Origin of the sequence: Saccharopolyspora sp. NPDC002686, from assembly GCF_040295745.1 — a bacterium.
In the GTDB taxonomy this organism is placed as follows: domain Bacteria; phylum Actinomycetota; class Actinomycetes; order Mycobacteriales; family Pseudonocardiaceae; genus Saccharopolyspora; species Saccharopolyspora oryzae.
Map to the genome: position 1 here is coordinate 1 of NZ_JBEOVY010000562.1, position 3,001 is coordinate 3,001.

3 protein-coding genes are annotated in these 3,001 nt (G+C 71.7%); 2 read left to right on the top strand and 1 reads right to left on the bottom strand.

Translation table 11 applies throughout. The features are described 5' to 3' along the window. The first annotated feature begins 286 nt into the window (after window positions 1–286). Entirely contained in the window at window positions 287–679 is a 393-nt protein-coding gene (tatB, locus tag ABTZ89_RS37570) for a Sec-independent protein translocase protein TatB (RefSeq protein WP_270948827.1), read from the top strand. On the opposite strand, the gene ABTZ89_RS37575 is transcribed toward tatB, so the two are convergent. Then, window positions 567–1,835 carry an MFS transporter gene (locus ABTZ89_RS37575; protein ID WP_351054013.1) on the bottom strand — a complete coding sequence of 423 codons (1,269 nt, stop codon included), beginning with the start codon at window positions 1,833–1,835 and terminating at the stop codon, window positions 567–569. The genes tatB and ABTZ89_RS37575 overlap by 113 nt on opposite strands. Window positions 1,836–1,898: 63 nt before the next feature. On the opposite strand from ABTZ89_RS37575, the gene ABTZ89_RS37580 reads away from it, so the two are divergent. After that, window positions 1,899–2,819: a LysR family transcriptional regulator gene (locus ABTZ89_RS37580; RefSeq protein ID WP_351054016.1), complete on the top strand. Its 921-nt coding sequence runs from the start codon at window positions 1,899–1,901 to the stop codon at window positions 2,817–2,819. Window positions 2,820–3,001 lie beyond the last annotated feature (182 nt).

The following is a 3,001-nucleotide window of genomic DNA, read 5'->3' on the forward strand; positions in this document are numbered from 1 at the left end:
ATGTGATCATCCGGGTCGGCGAGCGCAAGGTCGGCAGCGCGGACGAGCTGGTCGTGGCCGTGGACCGGTTCCAGGTCGGCGAGCGGATCCCGGTCGCCGTGGTGCGGCAGGGCCGCGAACTGGTCCTGGACGTGACGCTGAAGTGAACACGGGTGCACCTGCGCCGGAAGGCGGCATGTTCGGCCACTTCCCCCTCCAACCGGGATCCCCCGGTCGGTACTCTGGGGGCGTTGGCAGCTAGCGCGGTGCTGGTCCGCAGCAGCGAGGACCCGGAGGTAGTCGAGAGGTGTTCGATAGCGTCGGCTGGCCCGAGCTCCTCGTGCTCATCGTGGTCGGGTTGTTCGTGCTGGGGCCCGAGCGCTTGCCGCAGGGGGCGGCGTGGCTCGGCAAAACCGTCCGCCAGGTCAAGGAGTACGCGACCGGGGCGCGGGATCAGATCCGCTCCGAGCTGGGCCCGGAGTTCGACGATCTGCGCAAGCCCCTGGAGGACCTGCGCGGCATCCGCAACTTCAACCCGCGCAGCGCGGTGACCAAGCACCTCTTCGACGGGGAGAACCCGCTCGACCTCAACTCGAACGGGAACGGGAACGGCCAGACCCAGCCGCCGACCCAGCCGAAGCCGCAGCAGCGCCCGCTGGAACCCGGCGAGCGCCCGCCGTACGACTCCGACGCCACCTGATCCCGGCGATCCCCACCGCGACGGCTGCGACCGCGAGCCAGCAGCAGATCAGCGCCGTCATGCCCGACCAGCCCCAGGAGCCGTAGGCCGCGCCGCCGACCACGCCGCCGACGCTGCTGCCGCCGTAGTAGGCCAGCTGGTACAGCGCTGATGCCTGGCCGCGGGCCTGCGGCGAGGCCTGGACGCCGACCCAGCCGCTGGCCACCGAGTGCGCGGCGAAGAACCCGCCGGTGAACACCACCAGTCCGATCACGATGACGCCCAGGCTGTCGGCCAGCATCAGCAGCAGGCCCAGCGCTGTCACGGCGAGTCCGGTGAGCAGGACCTGCGTGCGTCCGAAGCGGTCCGCAGCCCTCCCGGCCAGCGTCGATGTCACGGTGCCCGCGGCGTAGGCGAGGAAGGCGAGCGCGGCCAGCGCTGGAGGAACCAGCAGCGGCGGCGCGGCGAGGCGGAAGCCGAGGACGTTGTAGACCGTGACGAACGAACCCATGCCCAGCGCTGCGACCAGGTAGGGCGCGTAGAGCACGGGGTCGCGGAGCGCGGAGCGCAGACCGCCGAGCAGCGGGCCGAGCGACAGCGGCTTGCGGACGTGGTTGCGCTCAGCGGGCAGCAGCACGACGAACAGCGCGGTGCAGACCGCGGCGAGCAGGGCCACTGCGAGCACGCCGCCCTGCCAGCCCGCGAAATCACCGACCACACCGCCGAGCAGCCGGCCGGTCATGCCGCCGATGGTGGTACCCGCGACGTAGAGGCCCATCGTGGCGCCCAGGTTCTTGCCGCCGGTCTCCTCCGCCAGGTACGCGGTCGCGACCGCGGCCAGCCCGGCGATCGCGATGCCCTGGACCAGGCGGATCGCCACGAGCACCGGGAAGATCGGGATCCACGGCAGCAGCAGGCCGAGGACCTCGGCCACCAGCAGCGCCCCGATCATGACGCGACGGCGTCCCACCACCTCGGCGAGCGCGCCGAGCGGGATGGCCGCCACCGCGAGTCCCAGCGTCGCTGCCGAGATCAGCAGCGCAACCGTGCCGGGGGCCAGCGCGAAGGCGTCGGCGAACTGCGGCAGCACCGGCTGCGGCGCGTAGAGCAGGGCGAACATCGCGAGCGCGCCGAGCAGCAGGGAGATCCGGATCTTGTTGGTGCGTGCCTCGTCCACACCCTCGAAATTAAGCAGCCCTAATTAATGCGTCCAATACGCCAATGGTCCATCATCGATGCAATGGCGGATCAATCGTTCCCGCTCGGCGACGCGCCCCAGCTCGCGGCGCACCTGGCTCCCACGCTGGCGATGCTGCGCGCGGTCGCCGCCGAGGGGCATCTCACACGGGCTGCCGAGTCCCTGGGCATCCCGCAGCCGACGGTCAGCCGGGCCCTCGCCAAGCTGGGCGAACAGCTCGGCACCCCGGTCACGGCACGGCAAGGGCGCGGCATCCACCTGACCCGGGCAGGCGCCCTGCTGGCCGAGGCCGCCGAGGAGGCGATGCAGCAGCTGGAGGCCGGGTGCCGCGCGGTGGTCGAAGAGCTCGACCCCGACCGGGGTCAGGTGACGTTCGGGTTCCAGCACACGATGGGCAGCACGCTGGTGCCGCCGCTGCTGCGCGACTTCCGCGCCGAGCACCCGCACGTGCGGTTCTCGCTGGTCCAGGGCCCGCGCGACGCCATGCTCGCGCGCACCTGGGCGGGCGAGATCGACTTCTGCCTGATCGCCCCGCTGCCCGAGGGCGACCCGCGCTGGGCCAGCACCACGATCCGCGAAGAACCGCTGGTCGCGGTCCTGCACGCCCGCCACCGCCTGGCCAAGCGCCGAACCCTGCGGCTGGCCGACCTGGCGGCGGACGACTTCATCGCGATGCGCCCCGGCTACGGCCTGCGCCAGATCTTCATGGGTCTGGCCGCAGCCGCCGGTTTCGAACCCCGCCTGGCGTTCGAGAGCGAAGAGGTCGACACGGTCCGGGGCCTGGTCGCCGCGGGCCTGGGCGTAGCCGTGCTCCCACCAGCCGACACCGCCCCGGCTCCGGACACCGTCGAAATCCCCCTCAACCCACCGGCCCACCGGACGATCGGCCTGGCCTGGCCGGCCAACCGCCCCCAACCCCCAGCGGTGCGAACCTTCCGAACCTTCGCCGTCAGCCGGGCCTGAAACCGGCCCCCTTTGCCCTGGTCAGGCCCCGTGAGCACTTTGGGTCGCTATAGCAGCCCAAAGTACTCACGGGACCTGACCAGCGGAGACGGAGCGTCAAGCAGTGGGGGCCGCAGTTTCAATTGAAAAGGAGCCCCCCCCGCAACGCCCCGGGAACGGTCAGGGGGTGGTGAAGGTGGCAC

Bases quoted from the DNA above. Each gene is read 5' to 3' on its own strand.
- ABTZ89_RS37580 (WP_351054016.1), top strand. From the start codon at position 1,899: ATGGCGGATCAATCGTTCCCGCTCGGCGACGCGCCCCAGCTCGCGGCG.